Source organism: Pedobacter sp. NJ-S-72, assembly GCF_053890575.1.
In genome coordinates, this window is record NZ_CM132681.1 from 472,183 (window position 1) to 494,344 (window position 22,162).

The following is a 22,162-nucleotide window of genomic DNA, read 5'->3' on the forward strand; positions in this document are numbered from 1 at the left end:
TCAATCTCGTTTCCATTGAATGATTTGATTTCATCTTTTTTTTGATGATGAATGATTTTTGTATCCTGATAAATTTGTCTTCAGGAAGCTGTCAATCAATCCGCTTCATCGTAAGGTGTGTGACGATTGTGCGGTCTTTGAGAACCAGTTTTACATAATCTTTCATCCCTTCCACATAGCAGATTTCATCAAACATTACCCGGTGCAATTTGTGACCGTCTTTTACAAAAAAAAGATGCTGGTTTTTTGGTGCATCAGAAACCTTCCCTTTCTGATAAATTATTTTGGATGCCTTATTAATGGCTCGCAAAAATCGTTCAAAAGGGAAAGGTTTAACAATATAATCAAGTGCATCCAGATCAAACCCGTCAACCGCATAATTCGGATATGCAGAGATAAAAATTACATAAGGTGGATTTTGTAAGGATCTGATAAAGTCAATCCCATTTACTTCTGGCATATGTATGTCAGAAAACAGCAGATCCACACTGTCATTCTGCATATGTTCTAAAGCATCAAAAACATGTTTGCAGCTTGCAATCAGTTCCAGGTTTGGTATTTTACTGATATAATCCTCAATGGTTTCCCTTGCCAGAGGCTCATCGTCGTCTATGATCAGACATTTAATATTCATTTTTAAATAAGAGGTTAGGTGTGGATACAATATATGACATTCCTGTAAGAATATCAATATCATTAATTCAATGTCAATTGAAGATTGATGCTGTAAATCCCATTTTCTGCCCTGTTAGTCAGTTTATATTTATTGATATAATGAATATTCAGGCGTTTTTTAACATTGGCTACACCAACACCGCCAAACTCTTCCGGAGGATAAGCATTACCAACACTATTGTTCACTTCAAAGTGCAGGATGTTATCTATAACTTCTAATGAGATTTCTATCCAGGACGATTCAATGGTTGCGTCAATCCCATGTTTAAAAGCATTTTCAATGAATGGAAAAAGAATTAAGGGCACAACTGTCATCCGGCCAAAATCTTCATTCAACTTAGTTTTGATACTTACATCATCGCCATATCTGATGCGTTCCAATGCCAGATAATCATTAATAAACTCAACTTCTCTTGATAATAATATATCTTGTCAACATTTGATTCATACAAGGTGTACCTCATTAAATCTGCAAAATGTAAAACCATAGGACCGGTTTTAGGATCCTGCTTATTCACCATTCTGTAAATGTTATTTAATGTATTGAATAAGAAATGGGGATTTATCTGTGCTTTCAGGAAATTAATTTCGAGGTTTAGATTATCTCTCTCCAGAATGATCCGTTTATTACTCTGATCAACAATTAACTTGATCAGTTTTAGTGCCAGCGGAGGAGTAACCAGATATAGAAAATCAAGAAGATAGAATGAAACTGCCCACCAGGTGAAAATGCCTGTGATCTTATGATCCAGAGCCACCATAATATAGGTGTGCAGTCGTTTACTTTGTTCGAAATTTGCATTAATGATTAAACAAAGAAGATATGTTAAGCTTGCATACAGCAAATAAGCCATTATTGCTGCAATAAATGTCAGAAGAACCTTGCCTTTAAATAATAATCTGGGGAGTATATAATAAGAGGCCGGCATAGAAAATGATCATGATGCTGGTCAGATCTTTGGTCACAAAGAGCCAGCCCAGTTGCTGGTCATATCTGTTATATCCATTGAAGTACAGGATGGATAGAAAAGTCCACATCAGTAAATGAAGCAGAATCCTTGTCTGAGGTGAATAGGGTTTATTCCAATCTATTTTTGAGATCCATGTGGTGTAATTATTTAGCCTCATTGTAGCGTTAATTGCTTTTGGTCATGAAAAGTAATGGGTTTGTCGAATTTAATTCTGCACTTCTAAAGTACTCCTTTTATTTGTAATACAAACGATGTTTCAGATCGTCTGAATATAATAATCATTACACCTTTAACTCTAACAATAATGATAAACCAAGTAAAAGCGCTGCGTTTTCCTCATTACAAACAACATGACATGATGGATTGCGGGCCCACGTGTTTAAAGATAATCAGCAAGTTTTACGGGAAATTTTTTGATCTGGAGAAAATCAGGAAATTAAGCGAGATAGGGAAAACGGCGTATCATTGTTAGGGATAAGCAGGGCTGCAGAGAATTTGGGGTTGCATACCGTTGGAGGGAATATGACCTACGAAAAACTGCAGGGCAGACCTGTTTTGCCTTGTATTATTCACTGGCGGAAAAATCATTTTGTCGTTTTATATAAAATGCAAAAAAAAAAAAAGGTCTACGTATCCGATCCTGGGACCGGTTTGCAATCCTACTCCAAAGATGAATTTTTGAATAACTGGGCTTATACAAAGATACAGAACGAACCTGCCGGGATTGTCTTACTGCTTAAACCAACCACTACTTTTTATGATCTGGAAGAAGATAAAAAGATTGTAGTCGATGGAATAGGGTATCTCGTTAAACACCTGATGCAGTATAAATCACTGATCAGACAATTGTTTGCTGGGCTCTTAGCCGGTGCGTTGATTCAGCTTATTTTGCCATTCATGACGAAAGCTTTGGTAGACATGGGGGTTAAAGGCCAGAATATGAACATCATTTACGCTTCCTGCTCGGACAATTGTTTATTGTACTGGGGCAAACCTCTGTTGAATTTATCAGAGGGTGGATTGTGTTACATATTACCTCCAGGGTCAATGTCGAAGTCTTATCTGCTTTTTTACATAAACTGTTTCGCTTGCCCCTGACCTTTTTTGACAGTAAGTTAAACGGAGATATTTTACAGCGTATAGAAGATCATAAAAGAATAGAAAATCTGTTAAGCGGTGCTTCCTTGAATACGCTTTTTTTCTATTGTTACATTTATTGTATTTAGTTTCGTGCTATTTGCTTATAATACAGTTTATTTGTGTGTGTTTATTAGTGGAAGCCTGATGTATTTCGGATGGCTTTCACTTTTTCTGGCCAGGAGAGAGAAACTTGATTTTAAACGGTTTGACATCACCTCTCAAAACAGATCCAAAACAATGGAGTTACTGAACGGGATTTGTGAAATTAAAATCAACAATTGCGGAACTCAAAAGATATGGGAATGGGAGGAATTGCAGCGAGATTGATTTTCAGATTTAATATTCAGACTTTATCATTAAGCCAGTATCAGCAGATAGGATCGGCTTTTATTAACCAGGCTAAAAATATATTTATCCTATTTCTTGCCGCCAGATTAGTTATCAAAAATGAGATGACCCTTGGTGATATGATGGCCATACAGTTTATAGTTGGCCAAATGAACAATCCTATAGCGCAGCTGGCATCATTTATACAGACTTATCAGGAAGCAAAAATAAGTATGGAACGATTGGGGCAGATCCAGGCTTTGGAAGAAGAAGAGGATATGGAGTACAGCTATATCAATTCATTACCCGAAGACCGGAGTTTAGTATTTAAGGATGTAAGTTTTGTCTATCCGGGTGCCGGTAATAAAGTAACTATTGACAAGTTGAATCTGACGATTGAGTCTGGTAAAACAACGGCAATTGTAGGTGCAAGTGGAAGCGGAAAGACTACGTTGTTGAAATTAATGCTGAGAATTTGCAAACCAACCGATGGAGAGATTATGATGGAAAGTAATTCCTTTGAAAATATGAGTCCCGATTACTGGAGACAGCATTGTGGAGTTGTGCTGCAGGATGGTTTTATATTTTCTGATACCATAGCAAATAATATCGCCCTTAATAAAGAGAACTTAAGTTTGGAGAGCCTGCAAAGAGCTATACATATAGCTAACCTTCAGCAATATATATCGAGCCAGCCGTTAGGGTTTCAAACAAAAATAGGAGAGGACGGAAAAGGAATCAGCGGAGGGCAAAAACAAAGGATATTAATTGCCCGTATGGTTTACAAAAATCCAGAGTATATTTTTCTTGATGAGGCCACAAGTGCTTTGGATGCATCTAATGAAAAAATCATTATTGAGCGGTTAAACGCCTTTTTACAAGGGAAAACAGTTGTAATAGTTGCACACCGTCTGAGCACGGTGAAGAATGCCGACAATATTATTGTACTGGATAATGGTGGTGTGGCAGAACAAGGAAACACATGCCTCTCTGGTTGCAAAAAAGAGGGTACTACTACAAATTAATTAAGAATCAATTAGAACTAGGAAATTAATTATCATGGAAAAATTAAATGATTTTATCGATTTTTTGCAAAACGCTATTCCTGCTGACAATAAAGACAAAAAAAAAAAACAACCGAATATAACGGTGTCTTTAGTTTTTTATTAGGTAAACAGGATAAGGAGAACACGATTACCGGGCCACAGATTCATCAGTGTATTGATATTTATTTAGATGCTGTTATTGCCTGCAGAAAAAATGATTTTAAAGAAACGGACAGACTGCTGGAAATAGCTGATGGGTTATTGAGTACTTTACCCGAAAGTCATGTCCTGCCCAGAATGTATAAACTATCTGCGTGGGGAAATTACTATTATAAAATAAAACGCTGGGAAGAAGCGATAGCTTTTATGAAAGAAGGACTATTGTTAAGTGCCGAACTGGAACGTAACGGATATCCGATCTTGATTTTCAGGAGAATAGAGCAGATTCAAAACATATCACGTATCTATCAAAAAATGGGGAATTTTGAAATGGCGAATAGTCTGATTAAGAATATTATCATTTTTATCTATTCAGGGCATGCAGAAGGACTCCTGATAGATGACTGGAATCATGACCTTATTACTTCTGTTACTCTGGTTCAGGAAGATACACTGGATTCTGTATTTAACCAGCTGGCATCATTAAATACCGTGCTAATGTATAACCAGGAATACGATAATCAGTATTTTAACGCGCACATCTTTAAATCTCTGCTGGCAGATATGCCAGCTGAACATTATAACCGGACTATTATTCATAACTGGATGTACGTTAAGGCATCTTTCTATAATGATACCGAAGAAGTCTATTTTGAGAATTTAAAATATTTCTTTGGGGATACTGAAATATCTGCTTCCTATGACGGTTTCAAGGCAAATCTTCTGGAGGAGATTGTTTGTTATCTTTATCAGGAAGATAAAGAGCATTCCTCGCTGGCTATAACACAAATTCAAAAATATGCAGAAACACATCTGAAAGATTATTTAGGAAAACCTTATAGAGTTGCTCCGGGAAAAGGTGTGTTCTTGAAAGTCGCTGTTTAGCGACTTTCAAGAATACAAATGTGAATTGGTGAAACCTGATTTATTTATGGGCTTGTTATCGTGTGCTTTGCTGTCTTGTTATAAAAATAGATTGAAGTTGCTATAATCGCTGAAATTGCACCGCCAAATAGCAGCATACCCAGCTGATTCAATAAATAATGCCTGTTAAGGAGCATGGAGAGGTGAAGACCGGAACTAAAACCAGCAGATTCAAAAACGAAAAGCAAGAAGTTTAAAACAATGATCAATAAATAGACCGGCCAGTTAAACAGCACAGCCAGTTTAAATATTTCGTTTCTAAGTAGTGGCGTATTGATGCTGTTGAGATACCAGATACAGCAGATCGTAATGATTACCCAGGATAGGATACTCAGCATGGTATAGATCACAGATATTACACTTCCCATGTCAGAAAATCCGGTGTTGGAGGCGATGATCACGTTTATTGCACACTTACAGATCGTATCAAATGTTAGTACAATCAGAGCTGTTTTAATAACAGAAATCTTTTTAATGTTTTTTTGCTGTACAAATTTAGACCGGTACTGCAAGAGTAAAACGAAGATCAACAGAATAGCAATCAGATAGAGATCATACCATTCCGTTTGCCGGGCAGCTCCCATAGTTAAAGAAGCCAGGTATACAACCAGTGAAAACCCACCGCAAATCCATGCAACTATTTCAGCAGCCTTTTTTTTGGTAAAAAACACAATAATGGAAAGAAGTAAACCTAAAACCAGTGTGCCGGCGCCGCCTATAGCCAGCGCCATTAATACTATATAATCTCCCGATACATACATGTTTTGATCAATTAATTTATGAGCTCCAATTTATTGATTAAATCCGGGATAACTGCCTGTTTTTTTTTTTCTTAGCCTGTTTGAAAAGCACCTGAAAACGGGCTGAAAATACCTGTCTTAACTCGTTGACAGTCAGTATTGTGCTTTACTCTTGTTCAGATGTGATTCAGACCTCTTTCAGAGACCATTCAGAAGACCTTCAGTCAGCTTCGAATAAGAGGGGAATAAAATGTGTAGTTTGTGTAAATTAGTTATCAACAAAGTACTAACACTACTACTGTTTGGTTACTATTTGTTGTATATTGAAATATAATCAAAATAATCAGATATCATCATGGCAAGAGTAGCAGATAACAGCATATTGGCCGGAGTAAGCGGCAGTTTTGGTAACGTGGTCGTATATACACGGATGGGCAAAACTTATATCAAGCAAAAACCCGTAACTGGCACGAAGAAAAAAAAGCCACGTACTATTCCTCAGCAGGCGCAGATGGGTAAAATGAAAGTTCTGAGCACATTTCAGAATATAACTTCTGATTTTCTTAAAATCGGCTTTAAGCAAAAAGGAGCTGCGCGTAATATGACTGCTAACAATGCTGCAAAGTCTGGTCAATCTATTGCATGGTGTTAAAGGAGAGTTTCCTGCACAGGAAATCAACTGGGATACAGTTTTAGTTTCAGACGGAGATTTGACTATACCAGAAAATGTAAAAGTAACCGTAGCTGATCATGCCTTTCATTTCAGCTGGGACGAAGCTCAATCCATTACGATTGATTCTCCAAATGACAGAACCATGATTCTATTATATAATAAAGCTGACAGAAGGTTTCAGGCTTGTTATAGTGGTGCACGCAGAAGTGAATTAAAAGATGTTTTTATGCTGCGTCCTACACGCCTCAGAAACAAAACCTATGAAGTATTTATTGCTTTCAAAGATGTGCTGAGCGATGCTGTTTCCAAAAGCATCTATTGCGGACCCCATACTTTCTAAGGTTAATTCTTATAAAATAGGATAAGAGCTGCATCAGATCCATTTCACAAAGTTTAACAAAGTGTAACCTTGCTTAACACTACTATTACTGACCTTTAGTATATAAACTAATTGATGTATGATGAAAAGAACAATTTTAAGTATGGCTTTGATAGCCCTGGGATCGATAACAGCATATGGACAAGGAATGCTGAATAGAGGAGTATCATCGTCGGCAGCAACAACATCTGCTGCTGATAAGAATCTTGCTACTTCTACAGGATATCACATTCTTGACCTTCGGAAAATGGATCTGGACAAAGGAACTAATCTTACGAAATTAAAAATACAGCCTGTTCCGGAGGATCGCAACTTTAGAAACGAACTGGCCGCAGATGAAACTCTGCAAGAGTTTATTTTTATCAATAAGGAGCCGGGTGGACAAAAATTAGTCGTTCTTTTACCCAAGTTATGGGTTTTGGCTACTGCTCGTTCCTCAGTACCTTCTACAGGTGCTTCAGGAACTCCTGCTACTATTTTAAGAGCACCCGCTACAACAAAGGTTTATGATGGAAATACTCCTGTAGAAAGTATTCCGGCTACAAAAATCGAAGAATAGACTATAAATTACGGGAAGGTAATCCTTCGATTATTTTCCCGTAATTTAACGGGTATTGGCTGATGTGTATAACCTCAGTTATCCACCATTGAAATTGCGTCCTTTTTTAGCCCTCTTTCCAAAAAATGATGAGGTGAATTCAAAAACTCCATTTTTTAAAAGTTATTAACAAGGCCTCAGGCTCCTCAAAAATATACCTTAACTGGTTGATACCTATTAGTTTTTTGCCATCCATTTCTATGGCTTGCTCACCTCGTAAAGTTGTTAACATGCCTTTAGTTAACAACACCTGTTGGTAACCTATACTTATCCACATTATGGCCAAAAAAAAAGAGCTAAATAATTGCTTTTTAGTCGCTTACTGCTGGGTATAAGTTTATGTTTTTTTGTTGGTAATTTTCTGGATCTTCGCAATCCCAAAAAGGAAGGAAGCTTTTTTCAGGGCCAGTAACATTACCAATAACAACAAAAAAACTATGCAGAATACTTGTACAACAGTGTGGAATAACTCGCTTCAAACGATTAAGGCTAACATCCCGAATCAAAGTTATAAGACTTGGTTCGAACCGATCTCAGCACTAAAATTAGAAGGTAATGTCTTAACTGTACAAGTGCCAAGTTTATTCTTCTATGAGTGGTTAGAAGAACATTACGTAGGTCTTTTACGTAAAACAGTAAAACAGGAATTAGGAGACGAAGGTCGTTTGGAATACAACATTGTTGTAGATAATAAACCTTCAAAAAGCAATACTCCTTATATTGCTGCCAGCAGCCCGAACAATACCAATACGATCGCATCCAAATCTCAATCGATGCCAACACCAGCACCGATCAGCAAGGACCTTAGAAATCCATTCGTGATCCCTGGTTTGAAAAAATTAAACGTTGATCCGCAGTTAAACTCCAACTATACTTTAGAGAATTACATTGAAGGTGATTGCAATCGTTTAGCGCGCTCTGCGGGCTTCGCAGTTGCAGCAAAACCTGGTGCAACATCATTCAATCCATTAATGATTTATGCGCGGTAGGATTGGGTAAAACGCATCTGGCTCAGGCAATCGGAAACGAAATCAAACGTACTTACCCTGATAAACTTGTCATCTTTGTATCCTGCGAAAAATTCTGTCAGCAGTTTGTTGAATCGTTGAAAAATAATACAATCAATGACTTCGTCAACTTCTACCAGGCAATGGATGTAATTATCATGGATGATATTCACAACTTCGCCGGAAAAGAGAAAACACAGGATATCTTCTTCCATATCTTTAATCATTTACACCAATCCGGTAAACAAATTATCATTACCTCTGATAAAGCACCAAAAGACTTATCAGGTTTAGAAGAGCGTTTGCTGAGCCGTTTCAAATGGGGCTTATCAGCAGATTTGCAGATTCCTGATTTAGAAACAAGGATTGCTATTCTGAGAAAAAAAATGGCTTCTGACGGAATCGATTTGCCAGCTGAAGTAGTAGAATACGTTGCACATAACATCGATAACAATGTCCGCGAGCTGGAAGGAGCTATGGTTTCTCTATTAGCACAGGCAACTTTAAATAGAAAAGAGATCGACCTGGCATTAGCTAAATCGATGTTAAAGAACTTTATCAAAAACACATCCAAAGAAATTTCAATGGAATACATCCAGAAATTAGTTTGTGAATATTTTGAAGTTCCGGTTGACCTTGTAAAGTCACCAACACGTAAACGTGAAGTAGTACAAGCCAGACAAATCTCGATGTACCTGTCTAAAAGCCTGACTAAATCTTCATTGAAGAGTATCGGTGCATTTTATGGTGGCAGAGATCACTCTACAGTAATCTATGCTTGTCAAACAGTAGAAGACCTGATTGACAGCGACAAAAAATTCAAAGGATATGTAACCGATATCCAGAAGAAATTAAAGATGAGTTAATTCAAACCAACAAAGCTTTACAATGAATTTAAATGCCAACACGATAATAATCTCGTTGATTGTTATACTTGCGATCCCTTACCTGGTAAGTGTGATTAGAAAAGTACAGAGCCACAGTATTCCTTTCATCAAGGCGCTTAATCCTTTCTATACCAAAGAAATGAACGAAGCGGCTCAATTGAAAGCTAGTTTATCTCCAATCATGAAGGAGATTGAAACTCAGGATGTGGCTAAGTTTATTCAGTACTGGACTGCTAAATTTGAAAATGGTAGTTTCTCAGTGCAGGATGTAATTGCCCTGAACGCTAAAATTGAAGAAGGCAGATTGGATCAGGTTAACGGTATCCTGTCCTTACATCCCGAAGCTAAACGTCAGTTTCAGGAGATCAATGAAAAATTGAAAAACGATGCTGCTCTGGTTGAGCAGGAAGCAGAGACCGAAGTTTTAGCATAAAAATATATACCGTCTCAATTTAGATGGGCAGGCGAAACCACAAAGCTGAATCATGTACATGATTCAGCTTTGTCATTTAGTTTAGCCGCGATACTTTTGATAGAAATATCAAGGTTTTCAGCAGAATCAAAGAGTGCATCCTCAAACTCAATAAGTTTCATTTCTATCTTCACTCACCTTGATCACCATAACTATTCCTAATATGTTACTCAGATACTTTCGTATCTCATGGGAATTAATGAACGAAATTTCACTGCTTAATTTGTTGAACATCAGTTCATCATATTTCTTCTTGATTTTTAGTGACCTGTATAAGAAAATAAAGGTTAAAATAATCATACCGGCAACTACTACAAACAGAAACATGTAATTTTGCCGGACTTCAAGGTTTTCCTGAGCCACTACATATTTTTTCTTAATCTCATCATACTTTAAAAGATTCAGAATGCTCCCTGTTTTTATCATCTTTAAAGTATTTAATGAGGACTGTTCAGTGGCTTTCTTATAATATTGAGCCGATAACTCAAACTGTTTTTCCTTCAGATGAGCATTGCCAAGCAAACTGAATAATTTAGACCTCAAATGACCAAGATTCTTCAGGTCGTTGGAATATAATAATTTGAAAATTACCTCCTTAGCCTTTGCCGTTTGATTAAATATCAAATAGGCTTCAGCTAAATGAAGATAAGTATATAGTTTGTCAGTATCTCCCGGGTTATCAGCTAGTATTTTGATCTCGTTAATCGCCTCTTTATCATTTTTTTGTAATAAAAGGATCATGTACTTCATCCGGTGATCAACCAGCTGATCAGGGGATGAAGTACCGGTTACTTTAGCTGCATAATGCTGTAAAGAATCCAGATTTTTTAAATGAAAATAAGCAATGGCTTTATTTTCATACAGTATATTCGGAATTTGCCTCTTTTCTTGCTGAATGGCCAGTTTATAAGCCATATCCAAAGCATTTATTGCTTCTTCAAATAAATTGCTTTTAATATAGAGATCTGCAATGTTAGTATAGTTTAATACCAGTTTATTAATATCATGCGCCTGTTGCAAGTGCTTCTGTATAACCAAATAGCTTTCCATTGCCCGCATGTAATTCTCCAGATCGGTATCAATAAAAGCTAAAGTATTGAGTAATCTGAGGAATTTTGGGTTTTTCCTGTGGAGTTTCATCTAGTGCCCTGAGGATATAGTATCTCGCTTTTTCGGGTTTCAATAGTCGCTTTGCATATAAGGCTTCTATTTCATAAGTGAATGCATTTTTATCAGGAAGATTGCTTTTTAAAATTTCAGATAATAATATTTCTCTATTATTCGTCAGACTTTCTTCGTTTGCTAGTTTGATATAAGCTGTAATCAGCTTTTCTACCAGCGTATCTGCTGTAAATGAAGGAGAATTAATAGCTGTTTTTTTTATTTTATCCTGGAGACCGTTGCCAGCGTATAGGGATAAAGAGAAAAGAGATAATACGAAGATTGAAATGACAGTCGTTTTGATGATTGTCTTCATTTATGCTGATTTAAATTGCTTTATAAGTGCCTGATTTAAAAATAGTGAAGCAGAAGCAATCTTTATCCAAAATTTTGATTTTAATATAAAAAAAAAAATAATGAAATCGTAGTATAAACGTGTATCCATGCATTATTTTTTTTGTCAAAAATGGGGAAGTGGTAACATGACTCGCGATAAAATATGGATAGTCTGAGGAATAGTATAAATGAATAAACTAAAAGATGCTCTCAGATTTGGTTTAAGAGTTTTGTTTTAAACTTAAACACTATATAGGTAGTCTTTCCCTATAAGAATGGTGGACTTGTTTTAAAGATTTTAGCACTTTGCAGAGATCTTTCCTGCTCAGGTATGAATTACTATATCGAATATTACACATTGATCAGTTATTGTTATAAATATCTGGTTAATTATATTAGTTTTCTATAAGGTGTAATGGTTTTGAATATTGCTTTATATTTATCATATGAATTGATTTTTAGCTAATTCACTGTAAATGAGCTGTATGTGGAGATAATTTTGTGTGATCGATAAATATATTGTTTAACTAAAAGCTACAAAATTTTATAATGAATTTAAAATGCTAAACTTGGACCCAGTTTGATTTTGTCAGCTGAATTTAAGCAAACTCTTATCTTTTGATATGGGGATAGGGCTAAATTGTTTAATCATTGGCTAATAAAACAAATTAATGTGCCCGGTTATTCCCTAATTTTATTTTGTATAAATCTGGATGGCATACAATTTTATCATTCTGATACGGACAAAACCTATTCCTAACCAAAAATAGACTACAATGAAGAAACCTTTTCTTTTTGCAACCGTTTTCGTATTATTCATTTATCAGACTTTCGCACAGCAAAACAATCATAAATTGATCTATGATAAACCTGCCGGACAGTTTGAAGAGGCATTGCCGTTAGGAAATGGCAGGCTGGGAGTAATGGTTTATGGAGGGGTAAATACAGAACGGTTTTCTTTGAATGAAGCAACATTGTGGGCTGGAGGGCCGGTAAACCCAGATATGAATCCTCAGGCAAAGACCTATCTGGAGCCAGTGCGTAAAGCATTATTCGCTGAGAATTACAAAAAAGCAGATTCACTGGTGCATTTTATGCAAGGGAAATTTTCTGAATCTTATGCGCCTTTTTAGGGAATTTATTTTTTGACTTTAAACATCAGGGAGAAGCTGGTAATTATAAGCGGGAACTTGATATCCAAAATGCAATATCCAAAACAAGCTATATCATTAATGGGACAACTTATACCCGTGAAACTTTTATTTCGCATCCTGACCAGTTAGTCGTAATCAGGTTTACGGCCACGGGAAAAGATAAGCTGGATTTTACCTGTCGTTTAAATAGCCTATTGCAGCATAATGTTTCCTCTTCTGGGAAGAGTTTGCTGATGACAGGACATTCGCCGGTACATGTTTCTCCGCTTAATCACGGTAACGAGGTGATTTGGGATGATGCGGATGCCATGCGTTACGTTGCGCAGGTTAAAGTGCTTAAAACGGATGGGAAACTGAAGATAAGTGACAGCAGTTTAACCGTTTCGGGTGCAAAGGAAGCAGTAATCTTGCTTTCTATGGCTACCAGTTTTAACGGGTTTGATGTAAATCCTGGTAAAAATGGAAAAGACGAATTGAAAAAATAGCTTTAGCTTATTTACAAAAGGCCAGATCCTATCCCGTGCTCCTGAAAAATCATACCACTGATTTCAGAAATTATTATGACCGTGTGCAAATCAGCCTGGGTGACGAAGATAAGGCGGAGATGAAGACTATGGATAGATTAAATGCTTTTTCAGCTGGCAAAAGTGATAATGCACTCGTGGCCTTATATTATCAATATAGCAGGTATCTGTTGATCAGTTCTTCCAGAGCAGGCGGGCAGTCAACCAATTTGCAGGGAATCTGGAATGAAAAAAAAATACAACCACCATGGAGCAGTAATTATACAACTAATATTAATGCAGAAATGAACTACTGGGGGGTGGAGACTGCAAATTTATCGGAAATGCATCAGCCGCTGCTTGATTTTATAGGTCGTTTAGCTAAAACAGGAGCTGTGACGGCTAGAAATTATTATGGAGCAGGTGGCTGGGTTTTACACCACAACAGTGATATATGGGCAATGACTAACCCGGTAGGTGATTTTGGGAAAGGAAATCCTTCATGGGCAAACTGGCCAATGGGAGGTAATTGGATGGCAACCCATCTTTGGGAACATTATGCTTTTACACAAGATAAAGAATATCTGAAAGAACAGGCATATCCGTTAATGAAAGGTGCAGTGCAATTTTGTCTGGATTTTCTGGTAGCAGATAAAAAAGGTAATTTAATTACAGCGCCTTCTACTTCACCAGAAAATTATTATGTAACTCCAGGTGGATATACAGGTGCATTATTATATGGGGGTACGGCCGATTTAGCTATTATCAGGGAGTTGTTTAGTGATTATGTGAAAGCCAGCGAGGTTTTAAATGCAGATCCCGATATGCGTAATAAGGTCAAAAATGCCTTGAAAAAGATGTTACCTTATCAGATTGGAAAAGAAGGGAATTTACAGGAGTGGTATCATGACTGGAAAGATCAGGATCCTAAGCACAGGCATTTGTCACATCTTTTTGGTGCATATCCAGGTTCCTCTATTACTTCTGCACAGAACCCTAAGCTTGCAGATGCAGTGCGTAAAACTTTAACTGTACGTACCAATGATGGTACCGGCTGGGCCATTACCTGGAGGATTAATTTATGGGCAAGGATGCAGAATGGGGAAAGAGCATATGATGCACTTAAAAAACTTTTGCGATTTGTCGGTAATGGAGCGGAGGTTAAGATGAATGGTGGTGGAACTTATGCAAACCTGTTTTGTGCCCATCCGCCTTTTCAGATAGATGGCAATTTTGGTGGAGGAGCAGGTATTGCAGAAATGTTATTGCAAAGCCACCAGGGATATATTGAACTGTTGCCTGCTCTTCCGGTAGAATGGAAAGAAGGAAAGGTAAAAGGGCTGGTTGCCAGAGGTGGATATGTGATCAATATGGAGTGGAAAGGCGGAAAATTGATTTCGGCAATACTAAAAGCTAAAAATACGGGGACCTGTACAGTTAAGTACGAAAATAAAACTATTGATGTTTCTGCGGAGCAGGGGTAGAGTATGATCTAAATCGATTAATGTAATAAACCTGATCTCAAGAGCAGATTTGTTTATCTTATTATTTCTTGTTTTTAAGTTCACCGGCTGGTGACAAATTCTAATGCGTTCACCTAAGGCAATCGTCAATTGGTGTAATAATAACCGTAATTAATTTTTTATGATTTAACTTTAAGGAATCTCTTGGTTATCAGGGTTAATTATGCTTTGCTGGAAAGTTATAAAAAATAATAATATTCCTATAAGTAGTTGATCCTGTATGTACTGATGGGTGTAAAGCTTAGATATAATTTTCGAGCAAAGATTTGTTTTAAAGCTTTTTTTAATAGGTGAAGATTTCCTGGGCGTATTAATTTAATATGAATTATTGATGATATTTTATGTTTTTAATAGTATCGGGGAATTGCTGGATGTCAAAAAAATTAAGCACATAACTATAATTAAGAGCTATTATAACTAGTATATTTGTTTGTCTGTTGTTTCTGTTGATATAATTTGTAATAATAATAAATAGTTATTGAATTAATAATATATAATATATATTGCTTTACTTTATAAAAATATTAATATAATAAATTATTCAATAATATGATCAGATTAAAAGGGAGTGATCTAAAACATATCTGGAAATCTTTTACATTATCAGAGGGAGAAGATGATTTTTATACTATATATTCACATTATCACCATTATCTTAGTTTTATAGGATATAAGAGATATTTTTCTGAGGATACAGTGAAGGATGCCATTAATGATGTCTTCTTATATCTATGGGAAAACAGGTCCGCTCTTCAGAACGTCAATAATTACCATAATTATATTATTACTTGTTTTTTGAGAAAATTATATCGTAAAAATATAATTGGACCGGAAGAAATAGAAGAATTGCTTGATGTACCCGTTACATTGTTATCTCCCTCTGTAGAAGATCAATATATTCAGCAGGGAATGAATGGTACGGTAATTCAGATTGTTAAAAATCATATTAATCAGCTTGCTGCCAAGCAGCGGAACATGGTTTACCAGAAATTTTACCTTGGTTTATCTTATCAGGAAATAGCCATTACGAACAAGGTTTCCATTAACACTGTTTACAATACGATTTACAAAGCTATTGATAAATTGAAATCAACGATTACAAAAGAGCAGGAGACCTATCTTTTGATCGCAATCGGAACAATGATTTTATTTTTATTATTTTTTCAAATACAGTAGTGAAAAAATAAAGTTTTCCGCTCTATTAAGAAAAATTATTAAGCAGATGCCGGAAAAATATTTGAATGAACTGTTGAAAAATGAAACATTCATTAATTACTGTTTAAAGAGAAATGAACAGGATGTCAGTGACTGGGAAACCAGGATAGAAGAAAACCCTGAAACAAAGACTAAACTCGAAGAATTGAAGGTTATAGTTCTTTCAATGGGTCATCATGCAGGGCAAAAAGCAATAGAGCAGAATTATCTGAAATTGCGGGCACTGATCAATCAGGGTTACGCCATGAAAAAAAAAGATATATACTTTTCTTTTTTTCATGGATAAGTTCGGCAGCAGCAATTATCATTCTGCCTGTCATATTTCTTTTTTATGGATTGACAGATGAATCTCTTCAACATAGCATAAGCGCGGTTCGTTTCTTAGATATCTACTCCGTTAAACATAATGAACTCCATAAACCGGCAGGCTACCCGGAAAATTCTTTAATATATTCAGCTAAGTATCGTCCCGGCGACTATGCGTCTATGAACCAGATCCAGACAATCATGTAAAAAAAGAAAACATATAAATTAACACATCTCATCTTTAAACTTACCTACCTATGTTAAAAGAACTAGAAAAGCTGGCTGCCTTTATAGGCAATACGCCTCTTATTGAATTAAAAAATAACAATGCCAATCTCTTTGCGAAGTTAGAATATAATAACTTCTCCGGCAGTTCGAAGGACAGAGCTGCATTCAGTATTATCTATAATGGTATCAAATCGGGGAAAATTTCGGAAAATACCACAATCATTGCATCCAGTTCCGGCAATCTTGCTATATCTGTAGCATCAATCTGCAAAAGGCTGAAATTAAGATTTGTCCCTGTAATAGATCCGAATATTAATTCATCTTATGAAACACTATTAAACCTCATGTCTCACCGGGTGGTAAAAGTCACCGAAAGAGATCATACAGGAGGTTACCTGTTAACCAGAATCAATGTAGTCAACCAATTACATGCAGATACACCCGATTCTTTTATTGCAGATCAATATGGTGATCCTAATAATTATAAAGGCTATTATGGTTTGGGAGAAGAAATTGTTTCCTCTTTTGAGCATTTGGACTACATTTTTGTTGCTGTAAGTTCAAGCGGCGCGATCACTGGTATTTCAGATTTCATCAAAAGAAAAAGACCGGAAGTGAAAATTGTGGGCGTTGATGTAGAAGGCTCGGTCATCTTTAGTGATAAGCCTGTTAAACGCTATATTTCAGGAATAGGTGCAAGTCAGGTACCTCCAATCATGGAGAATGCAATCATTGACGATGTCGTTATTGTTTCTCAACTGAGTATTATCAGAGGCTGTACTGAATTGTTGGATGAGCAGGCAATTTTTGCCGGAGCCTCATCCGGAGCCGTTTATCTGGCTGCTAAAAAAAACTATTTCAGATTTAATGATATCGAAGAATCAAAGGCAACCTCTCTGTTAATTTTTCCGGATAAAGGTCATACCTATTTAGATACAATTTATAACCAGGAATGGGGCAGCCAATTGGCCGCCAAATTAAATGAAGAAATTCTTTCCACTAATTTTTAAGCCGTAAAATAAATAGAAATCATGTTATATCTGAATGCAAATAATATTAAAGAGATTGGTTTTAATTGGGAACAATTAACAGCAGTAATTAAGGATGCAGTCATACAGCTTCACGCAAATGATTATTCACAGCCAATTAAACCGTATTTAAGATTCGGAGATCCTAAAAATAGGATTATCGCTATGCCGGCCTATATCGGGGGAGAAAACCCATGGGCTGGTATCAAGTGGATTGCCAGTTTTCCTGATAATATTTATAAGGATAAACTAAGGGCAAATTCTGTGACTATTCTGAATGAACATGATTCGGGAATACCACGCTGTATTATCAATACAGCCACGGTAAGCGCAATCAGAACGGCGGCTGTATCTGGTTTAGTTGTGAAAGAATTTATAAAAGGATGGAACAGTGACCGCAAACTAATTATTGGAATTAACGGTTTTGGCCCTATAGGTCAAATGCACCTCAGAATGATTACTTCAATTTTGGGCAATCAAATTGATAAAGTTCTGATCCATGACCTCAATCCAATTGATAGAAACACTATCCTGAGTGAAGTTCAGGATAAGGTATTTGTTGCAGCTGACTGGGAAGAAAGTTATCAGGATGCAGACATATTTATTACCTGTACCGTTTCTGATGCACCGTATATCAATATTTCTCCTAAAAAAGGTTCTCTACAGTTGAATGTTTCCCTGAGAGATTATACGGTGGACATGAAAGATTTCATGGATATTATCATCGTTGATAACTGGGAAGAAGTTTGCAGACAGAATACGGATATCGAAAACATGCATAAAGAAAAAGGGCTCCTGGAAAGTGATACACTGACCATAGCCGAAATAATCAATAAAGGTATTTTGGAAAAAAGAGCGGCCACAGCTGTAGTGATGTTCAACCCAATGGGGATGGCCATTTTTGATATTGCAGTAGGAGGGTATTATTACCGCGAAGCAATACATCAGAATATGGGCTTTCCACTACCTGATTAATAGTGGTATGAATTTATCCGCGATACGCAAAGCATCGTGGATAAATTTGAAACTATTTAAATAATGTCTCTCATCTATTTACTTCCTAAAAAAAATAATGCCATTTAAGTTCTATGGCAGCATGCTGTAAACAGATGCTGCAAGATGGGACTGGTATGTCCATTATTTATTGCTAAAGTCTTCACAAATCCTTGACTTCGCATCCTAAAATTACTCATGAATTATGCTAATTAATAAATCTCCGCTTCACCCAGCACAAAAAGATGTTTATCTGGATCAATTGATAAACGTAAGTAATCCTTATTATAATATCGGAGGGTATACCAGGATCATAGGACCACTGATCAAAACAACATTTATTGCTGCGGTCAATTCAGTACCCGAAGTATTTGATGCCTACCGGATGAGGTTTGATATTGATGAACATACACCTCAGATCTATTTTGATGACTCCTACCAGCAGCTGGAAATCAAAGAACTTGATTACAGCATGCATCAGGATGGGGAAGAATTATTACAGGTTTGGATGAAAGAACAGTTCAGCAAACCATTTGAAATTAAAAAAGATAATGTCCTTTTTGAGCATTACCTGGTTAAACTAAAAGACGAAGAACATTTATATTTCTTTAGATATCACCATTTGATATCTGATGGATTCGGTCTGTCTTCACAAAACCGTTATATCGCTAAAAAATATAGTGTGTTAATCAATAATGAAGATGCAGACTTCTCTTACCTTTCTTACAAAGATGAAGCTGTAAAAGCCGATGCTTATTACCATTCTGATGAATATGCGGAAGAAGGTAAATACTGGAAAGATAAGATTGAGAAAAAACCACAACAATTATTACAAAGGAGATTTTTAGACAGCGGTCAGGAGCAAAGGAGATGCGAAACTGTATTGGTAAACCTGTCACCAGAAGATGTCACCCTCCTTGAAGACTTGCAGAAAAAAACAAAATCAAGTATCCAGCAACTGACCATTGCTGCCCTGATGATTTATTTTGGTAAAACTTCTGATAAGCAGGACTTCATTTTTGGTACTCCTTTACATAAAAGAAAAAATAAAAAAGTTCGTGACATTGTTGGGATGTTTACTGGTATTCTCCCTTTTAAAGGCGTGTACCAGCCAGACCTTTCTGTAGATGAACTGATTAAACATATTACGACCTCTCAGCGTGAAGATTACCGTTATAGTAATTATCAGATAGGAGATTTAAGCCGTTATTTCAAAATTAATGCAGCAGAAGAATATCTGCTGGAAATAGTGATCAATTACGCGATTATAGATTTCTCGCTTGATTTTGGAGAAGGTATGCAAGCCGGATTTTATGAACTTCCGAGCGGTTACGGCCGTTATCCGATCGAAATCTGGTGGAAAGACTATGGAAAACAACAACCCTTACAGTTAAGTATTGATTACCAGCTCCAGTTTTTCTCTGCCGAGGAAATGGAGCTGGTTGCGCAAAGGCTGTTGTTTATCCTGAAACAGTTTAGTACGCAGCTGGATAGCAAATCAAGCGAAATAGAAATCATCCCTCCATCAGAATTACTGCTATTGGAGCGTTTCAATGACGTCAGTGTTGCTTATCCGGACAACAAAAATCTGGTTGAAATTTTTAATGAACATGTGATTGCTACACCCGCAGCAATTGCGCTTCAATTAGAAGATCAGCAATATAGTTATGAAGAATTAAATATTAAGGGCAAATCAACTGGCACATGAGCTTCAGGCAAAGGGAGTAAAACGAGATACTTTAGTTCCGGTTTGTTTTGACCGTTCACTGGACATGGTTGTAGCTATTCTGGGGATTATGAAGGCAGGTGGTGCTTATGTGCCAATTGATCCGGGATATCCGGAAGACCGGATCAGCTATATGCTGGAAGATACAGGAGCTAAAATAGTGGTCACGAATCATGCACTAGCAGAAAAATTTGATCCTGCTATTGACCTGATTCGGCTGGATACGGATGCTAAAGCTATAACAGAACAACCTGTCGTTAACCCGGCAAATAAGATACAGGCAGGTGATATGTCTTATGTGATTTACACCTCAGGTTCTACTGGTAAACCTAAAGGAGTAATGGTAGAGCATGGTGGGATGCTGAATCACCTTTACTCAAAAGTCAATGATCTGGAACTCGATAGTAGTTCTATTGTTGCTTTTACAGCTTCCTATACTTTTGACATCTCTGTATGGCAATTGTTCTCTGCAATGTTATGTGGTGGAACGACCATTATTTATACCTCAGCACTTATTTTGCAGCCTGCAGAATTGATCCGTGCAATTGATAAAGATAAAGTTACGATCTGGGAAGTGGTACCTTCCTACCTTGCTGCGGTATTGCAGGAACAATTTGTTGCGTCATTAACAGCGCTGAAATATCTGCTGGTTACAGGTGAAGCGGTAAGCCAGCCGGTATTGGCGTTGTGGTTTGAACATGCTTTTTATGGCAGAATTCCGGTAGTGAATGCTTACGGGCCAACAGAAGCATCAGATGATATTTGTCATTATATCATGCACGATACTCCGGGAAGTATAAATGTACCGCTGGGTTCACCGATACAAAACACACAATTATATGTCGTAAATAATGACATGCAGTTATGCCCGGTTGGTGTAGCAGGGGAGATCGGTGTTTCTGGTATTTGTGTATCAAGAGGTTATTTGAACCGTCCTGATCTGACAGCAGAGAAATTTATAAAACATCCTTTTGATCCCGCTTCTGAGTACCGTATGTACCGTACTGGTGATCTTGGCCGATGGTTGCCGGATGGTAATATTGAATATCTTGGCCGTATTGATGATCAGGTTAAAATCAGGGGTTTCCGTATTGAGCTGGGTGAAATAGAGGCTGCGTTGCAACAATGTGAAGAGATTAGTCAGGCTGTAGTTCTGGTGAAAACAGATGATAACGGGAATAAACGTTTAGTGGGTTATGTCGTAGCGAACAGTGATTTTGATAAAGAACGTGTGGTGTTACGCTTGAAAGAAAAGCTGCCTGAATATATGATTCCAACTTTCTTTATAGAGCTGGAAAGTCTGCCATTGACAGATAATGGTAAGGTTGATAAGAAAGCATTACCAGACCCTGATGCAGCTGCCTTGTTAACAACGGCTTATGTAGCGCCAAGAAATGAAACAGAGCAGGAGCTAGCAAATATCTGGCAGGAATTGCTGGGTGTACAGCGTGTGGGTATATATGACAACTTCTTTGAACTGGGGGGGGGGGATTCAATTACGACTATACAGGTATCAAGTCGTGCAAGAAGAGCTGGGATCAGCTTGCAGCCACGGGATTTGTTCGTGAACTATACAATTTCATCACTGTCAGCCTTGCTGGCCATGCAGGTTGTTTCAACTACACAGGCCGCACAGGGATTTTTAACTGTTAACAGCGGTTTGTTGCCGGTACAACAGCATTTCTTTGAAGCAGATACCAAAGATTTTTCACATTATAATCAGCATCTTTTATTAAAGGTAAAAAAAGAGGTTAGCCATGAAAAACTAGCAGCTGCTATTAGCGAACTGGTGAAATATCATGATGCGCTGCGTTTCTCTTATCCTAAAAAAGGGGAACAGGTTTACAGCAATTATGAAGGTTTGCTTGAAACAGCAGATTTTTCAGGATCAGATGAAGAGCTGGAAGCAATTACTGCTGATTATCAGCAGGGTTTAAACCTGGAACAGGGAATTCTAATGCGTTGTATTCTTACAGACGCCTGAAAAAGAA

The 22,162-nt window shown here is 37.0% G+C and carries 24 protein-coding genes and 2 pseudogenes; 19 read left to right on the forward strand and 7 right to left on the reverse strand.

Annotated features, from left to right (window positions below; all coding sequences use genetic code 11):
* Nucleotides 1-91: 91 nt before the first annotated feature.
* The 4 genes from ACWYN3_RS03300 to ACWYN3_RS03315 form a co-directional block, all read right to left on the reverse strand.
* The gene (locus tag ACWYN3_RS03300) at nt 92-634 is read right to left on the reverse strand and encodes a LytR/AlgR family response regulator transcription factor (RefSeq protein WP_456219852.1); all 543 of its coding nucleotides are present in this window, start codon (nt 632-634) and stop codon (nt 92-94) included.
* Between the two features lie 62 nt (nt 635-696).
* On the reverse strand, nt 697-1,056 hold the full coding sequence (locus ACWYN3_RS03305) for a hypothetical protein (protein ID WP_456219853.1): 360 nt from the start codon (nt 1,054-1,056) through the stop codon (nt 697-699).
* Nucleotides 1,026-1,529 (reverse strand): histidine kinase, encoded by a 504-nt coding sequence (locus tag ACWYN3_RS03310; RefSeq protein ID WP_456219854.1) that lies wholly within the window; start codon nt 1,527-1,529, stop codon nt 1,026-1,028. Before ACWYN3_RS03310 ends, ACWYN3_RS03305 begins: the two co-directional genes overlap by 31 nt.
* A 34-nt stretch (nt 1,530-1,563) precedes the next feature.
* Nucleotides 1,564-1,803 (reverse strand): hypothetical protein, encoded by a 240-nt coding sequence (locus tag ACWYN3_RS03315; RefSeq protein WP_456219855.1) that lies wholly within the window; start codon nt 1,801-1,803, stop codon nt 1,564-1,566.
* A gap of 201 nt (nt 1,804-2,004) precedes the next feature.
* Between ACWYN3_RS03315 and ACWYN3_RS03320 the strand changes: the two are divergent.
* The 5 genes and pseudogenes from ACWYN3_RS03320 to ACWYN3_RS03340 all read left to right on the forward strand — a co-directional run bounded on the left by ACWYN3_RS03320 (nt 2,005) and on the right by ACWYN3_RS03340 (nt 5,203).
* Nucleotides 2,005-2,744 (forward strand): annotated as a pseudogene (locus ACWYN3_RS03320) (cysteine peptidase family C39 domain-containing protein).
* Nucleotides 2,654-2,872 carry an ABC transporter transmembrane domain-containing protein gene (locus tag ACWYN3_RS03325; protein WP_456222868.1) on the forward strand — a complete coding sequence of 73 codons (219 nt, stop codon included), beginning with the start codon at nt 2,654-2,656 and terminating at the stop codon, nt 2,870-2,872. Before ACWYN3_RS03320 ends, ACWYN3_RS03325 begins: the two are co-directional and overlap by 91 nt.
* A gap of 4 nt (nt 2,873-2,876) precedes the next feature.
* Nucleotides 2,877-3,113: a hypothetical protein gene (locus tag ACWYN3_RS03330; RefSeq protein WP_456219856.1), complete on the forward strand. Its 237-nt coding sequence runs from the start codon at nt 2,877-2,879 to the stop codon at nt 3,111-3,113.
* Nucleotides 3,089-4,138, forward strand: a complete 1,050-nt coding sequence (locus ACWYN3_RS03335) for a peptidase domain-containing ABC transporter (protein WP_456219857.1) — start codon at nt 3,089-3,091, stop codon at nt 4,136-4,138. Before ACWYN3_RS03330 ends, ACWYN3_RS03335 begins: the two co-directional genes overlap by 25 nt.
* Before the next feature lie 282 nt (nt 4,139-4,420).
* Nucleotides 4,421-5,203 carry a hypothetical protein gene (locus ACWYN3_RS03340; RefSeq protein ID WP_456219858.1) on the forward strand — a complete coding sequence of 261 codons (783 nt, stop codon included), beginning with the start codon at nt 4,421-4,423 and terminating at the stop codon, nt 5,201-5,203.
* 44 nt (nt 5,204-5,247) lie between these two features.
* Here the strand turns inward: ACWYN3_RS03340 and ACWYN3_RS03345 are convergent, their stop codons facing one another.
* Nucleotides 5,248-6,003, reverse strand: coding sequence for a hypothetical protein (locus tag ACWYN3_RS03345; protein WP_456219859.1), 756 nt, complete (start codon nt 6,001-6,003; stop codon nt 5,248-5,250).
* A gap of 334 nt (nt 6,004-6,337) precedes the next feature.
* On the opposite strand from ACWYN3_RS03345, the gene ACWYN3_RS03350 reads away from it, so the two are divergent.
* The 5 genes and pseudogenes from ACWYN3_RS03350 (at nt 6,338) to ACWYN3_RS03370 (ending at nt 9,959) form a co-directional block, all read left to right on the forward strand.
* Complete coding sequence (locus ACWYN3_RS03350; protein ID WP_456219860.1) at nt 6,338-6,634, forward strand: DUF6266 family protein; 297 nt, start codon at nt 6,338-6,340, stop codon at nt 6,632-6,634.
* Nucleotides 6,597-6,995, forward strand: a complete 399-nt coding sequence (locus ACWYN3_RS03355; protein ID WP_456219861.1) for a DUF6266 family protein — start codon at nt 6,597-6,599, stop codon at nt 6,993-6,995. Before ACWYN3_RS03350 ends, ACWYN3_RS03355 begins: the two co-directional genes overlap by 38 nt.
* A 118-nt stretch (nt 6,996-7,113) precedes the next feature.
* The gene (locus tag ACWYN3_RS03360; protein WP_456219862.1) at nt 7,114-7,593 is read left to right on the forward strand and encodes a hypothetical protein; all 480 of its coding nucleotides are present in this window, start codon (nt 7,114-7,116) and stop codon (nt 7,591-7,593) included.
* 476 nt (nt 7,594-8,069) lie between these two features.
* Nucleotides 8,070-9,505: pseudogene (dnaA, locus tag ACWYN3_RS03365) on the forward strand (chromosomal replication initiator protein DnaA).
* 55 nt (nt 9,506-9,560) lie between these two features.
* Nucleotides 9,561-9,959: a hypothetical protein gene (locus ACWYN3_RS03370; RefSeq protein ID WP_456219863.1), complete on the forward strand. Its 399-nt coding sequence runs from the start codon at nt 9,561-9,563 to the stop codon at nt 9,957-9,959.
* 147 nt (nt 9,960-10,106) lie between these two features.
* Here the strand turns inward: ACWYN3_RS03370 and ACWYN3_RS03375 are convergent, their stop codons facing one another.
* Both ACWYN3_RS03375 and ACWYN3_RS03380 read right to left on the reverse strand, forming a co-directional pair.
* Nucleotides 10,107-11,057 (reverse strand): tetratricopeptide repeat protein, encoded by a 951-nt coding sequence (locus tag ACWYN3_RS03375; RefSeq protein WP_456219864.1) that lies wholly within the window; start codon nt 11,055-11,057, stop codon nt 10,107-10,109.
* Between the two features lie 19 nt (nt 11,058-11,076).
* Entirely contained in the window at nt 11,077-11,475 is a 399-nt protein-coding gene (locus tag ACWYN3_RS03380) for a hypothetical protein (RefSeq protein WP_456219865.1), read from the reverse strand.
* A gap of 796 nt (nt 11,476-12,271) precedes the next feature.
* On the opposite strand from ACWYN3_RS03380, the gene ACWYN3_RS03385 reads away from it, so the two are divergent.
* The 9 genes from ACWYN3_RS03385 (at nt 12,272) to ACWYN3_RS03425 (ending at nt 22,155) form a co-directional block, all read left to right on the forward strand.
* The gene (locus ACWYN3_RS03385) at nt 12,272-12,628 is read left to right on the forward strand and encodes a glycoside hydrolase N-terminal domain-containing protein (protein ID WP_456219866.1); all 357 of its coding nucleotides are present in this window, start codon (nt 12,272-12,274) and stop codon (nt 12,626-12,628) included.
* The gene (locus ACWYN3_RS03390) at nt 12,610-13,134 is read left to right on the forward strand and encodes a glycoside hydrolase N-terminal domain-containing protein (RefSeq protein WP_456222869.1); all 525 of its coding nucleotides are present in this window, start codon (nt 12,610-12,612) and stop codon (nt 13,132-13,134) included. The genes ACWYN3_RS03385 and ACWYN3_RS03390 overlap by 19 nt, the downstream gene beginning before the upstream one ends.
* 35 nt (nt 13,135-13,169) lie before the next feature.
* The gene (locus tag ACWYN3_RS03395) at nt 13,170-14,636 is read left to right on the forward strand and encodes a glycosyl hydrolase family 95 catalytic domain-containing protein (protein ID WP_456219867.1); all 1,467 of its coding nucleotides are present in this window, start codon (nt 13,170-13,172) and stop codon (nt 14,634-14,636) included.
* 588 nt (nt 14,637-15,224) lie between these two features.
* Complete coding sequence (locus tag ACWYN3_RS03400; RefSeq protein ID WP_456219868.1) at nt 15,225-15,851, forward strand: RNA polymerase sigma factor; 627 nt, start codon at nt 15,225-15,227, stop codon at nt 15,849-15,851.
* 46 nt (nt 15,852-15,897) lie between these two features.
* Complete coding sequence (locus ACWYN3_RS03405; protein WP_456219869.1) at nt 15,898-16,176, forward strand: hypothetical protein; 279 nt, start codon at nt 15,898-15,900, stop codon at nt 16,174-16,176.
* Nucleotides 16,177-16,453: 277 nt separating this feature from the next.
* Entirely contained in the window at nt 16,454-17,434 is a 981-nt protein-coding gene (locus tag ACWYN3_RS03410; protein ID WP_456219870.1) for a pyridoxal-phosphate dependent enzyme, read from the forward strand.
* A 21-nt stretch (nt 17,435-17,455) separates the two neighbouring features.
* Nucleotides 17,456-18,427, forward strand: coding sequence for a hypothetical protein (locus ACWYN3_RS03415; RefSeq protein WP_456219871.1), 972 nt, complete (start codon nt 17,456-17,458; stop codon nt 18,425-18,427).
* A gap of 223 nt (nt 18,428-18,650) precedes the next feature.
* Nucleotides 18,651-20,153: a condensation domain-containing protein gene (locus tag ACWYN3_RS03420; protein ID WP_456219872.1), complete on the forward strand. Its 1,503-nt coding sequence runs from the start codon at nt 18,651-18,653 to the stop codon at nt 20,151-20,153.
* Nucleotides 20,143-22,155 (forward strand): non-ribosomal peptide synthetase, encoded by a 2,013-nt coding sequence (locus tag ACWYN3_RS03425; RefSeq protein WP_456222870.1) that lies wholly within the window; start codon nt 20,143-20,145, stop codon nt 22,153-22,155. The genes ACWYN3_RS03420 and ACWYN3_RS03425 overlap by 11 nt, the downstream gene beginning before the upstream one ends.
* Nucleotides 22,156-22,162 lie beyond the last annotated feature (7 nt).

Coding starts and splice junctions, on each gene's coding strand:
- ACWYN3_RS03300 (WP_456219852.1), bottom strand. CDS start 634: ATGAATATTAAATGTCTGATCATAGACGACGATGAGCCTCTGGCAAGG.
- ACWYN3_RS03310 (WP_456219854.1), bottom strand. CDS start 1,529: ATGGCTTATTTGCTGTATGCAAGCTTAACATATCTTCTTTGTTTAATC.
- ACWYN3_RS03315 (WP_456219855.1), bottom strand. CDS start 1,803: ATGAGGCTAAATAATTACACCACATGGATCTCAAAAATAGATTGGAAT.
- ACWYN3_RS03335 (WP_456219857.1), top strand. CDS start 3,089: ATGGGAGGAATTGCAGCGAGATTGATTTTCAGATTTAATATTCAGACT.
- ACWYN3_RS03345 (WP_456219859.1), bottom strand. CDS start 6,003: ATGTATGTATCGGGAGATTATATAGTATTAATGGCGCTGGCTATAGGC.
- ACWYN3_RS03350 (WP_456219860.1), top strand. CDS start 6,338: ATGGCAAGAGTAGCAGATAACAGCATATTGGCCGGAGTAAGCGGCAGT.
- ACWYN3_RS03355 (WP_456219861.1), top strand. CDS start 6,597: ATGCTGCAAAGTCTGGTCAATCTATTGCATGGTGTTAAAGGAGAGTTT.
- ACWYN3_RS03360 (WP_456219862.1), top strand. CDS start 7,114: ATGATGAAAAGAACAATTTTAAGTATGGCTTTGATAGCCCTGGGATCG.
- ACWYN3_RS03375 (WP_456219864.1), bottom strand. CDS start 11,057: ATGCGGGCAATGGAAAGCTATTTGGTTATACAGAAGCACTTGCAACAG.
- ACWYN3_RS03380 (WP_456219865.1), bottom strand. CDS start 11,475: ATGAAGACAATCATCAAAACGACTGTCATTTCAATCTTCGTATTATCT.
- ACWYN3_RS03385 (WP_456219866.1), top strand. CDS start 12,272: ATGAAGAAACCTTTTCTTTTTGCAACCGTTTTCGTATTATTCATTTAT.
- ACWYN3_RS03400 (WP_456219868.1), top strand. CDS start 15,225: ATGATCAGATTAAAAGGGAGTGATCTAAAACATATCTGGAAATCTTTT.
- ACWYN3_RS03405 (WP_456219869.1), top strand. CDS start 15,898: ATGCCGGAAAAATATTTGAATGAACTGTTGAAAAATGAAACATTCATT.
- ACWYN3_RS03410 (WP_456219870.1), top strand. CDS start 16,454: ATGTTAAAAGAACTAGAAAAGCTGGCTGCCTTTATAGGCAATACGCCT.
- ACWYN3_RS03415 (WP_456219871.1), top strand. CDS start 17,456: ATGTTATATCTGAATGCAAATAATATTAAAGAGATTGGTTTTAATTGG.
- ACWYN3_RS03420 (WP_456219872.1), top strand. CDS start 18,651: ATGCTAATTAATAAATCTCCGCTTCACCCAGCACAAAAAGATGTTTAT.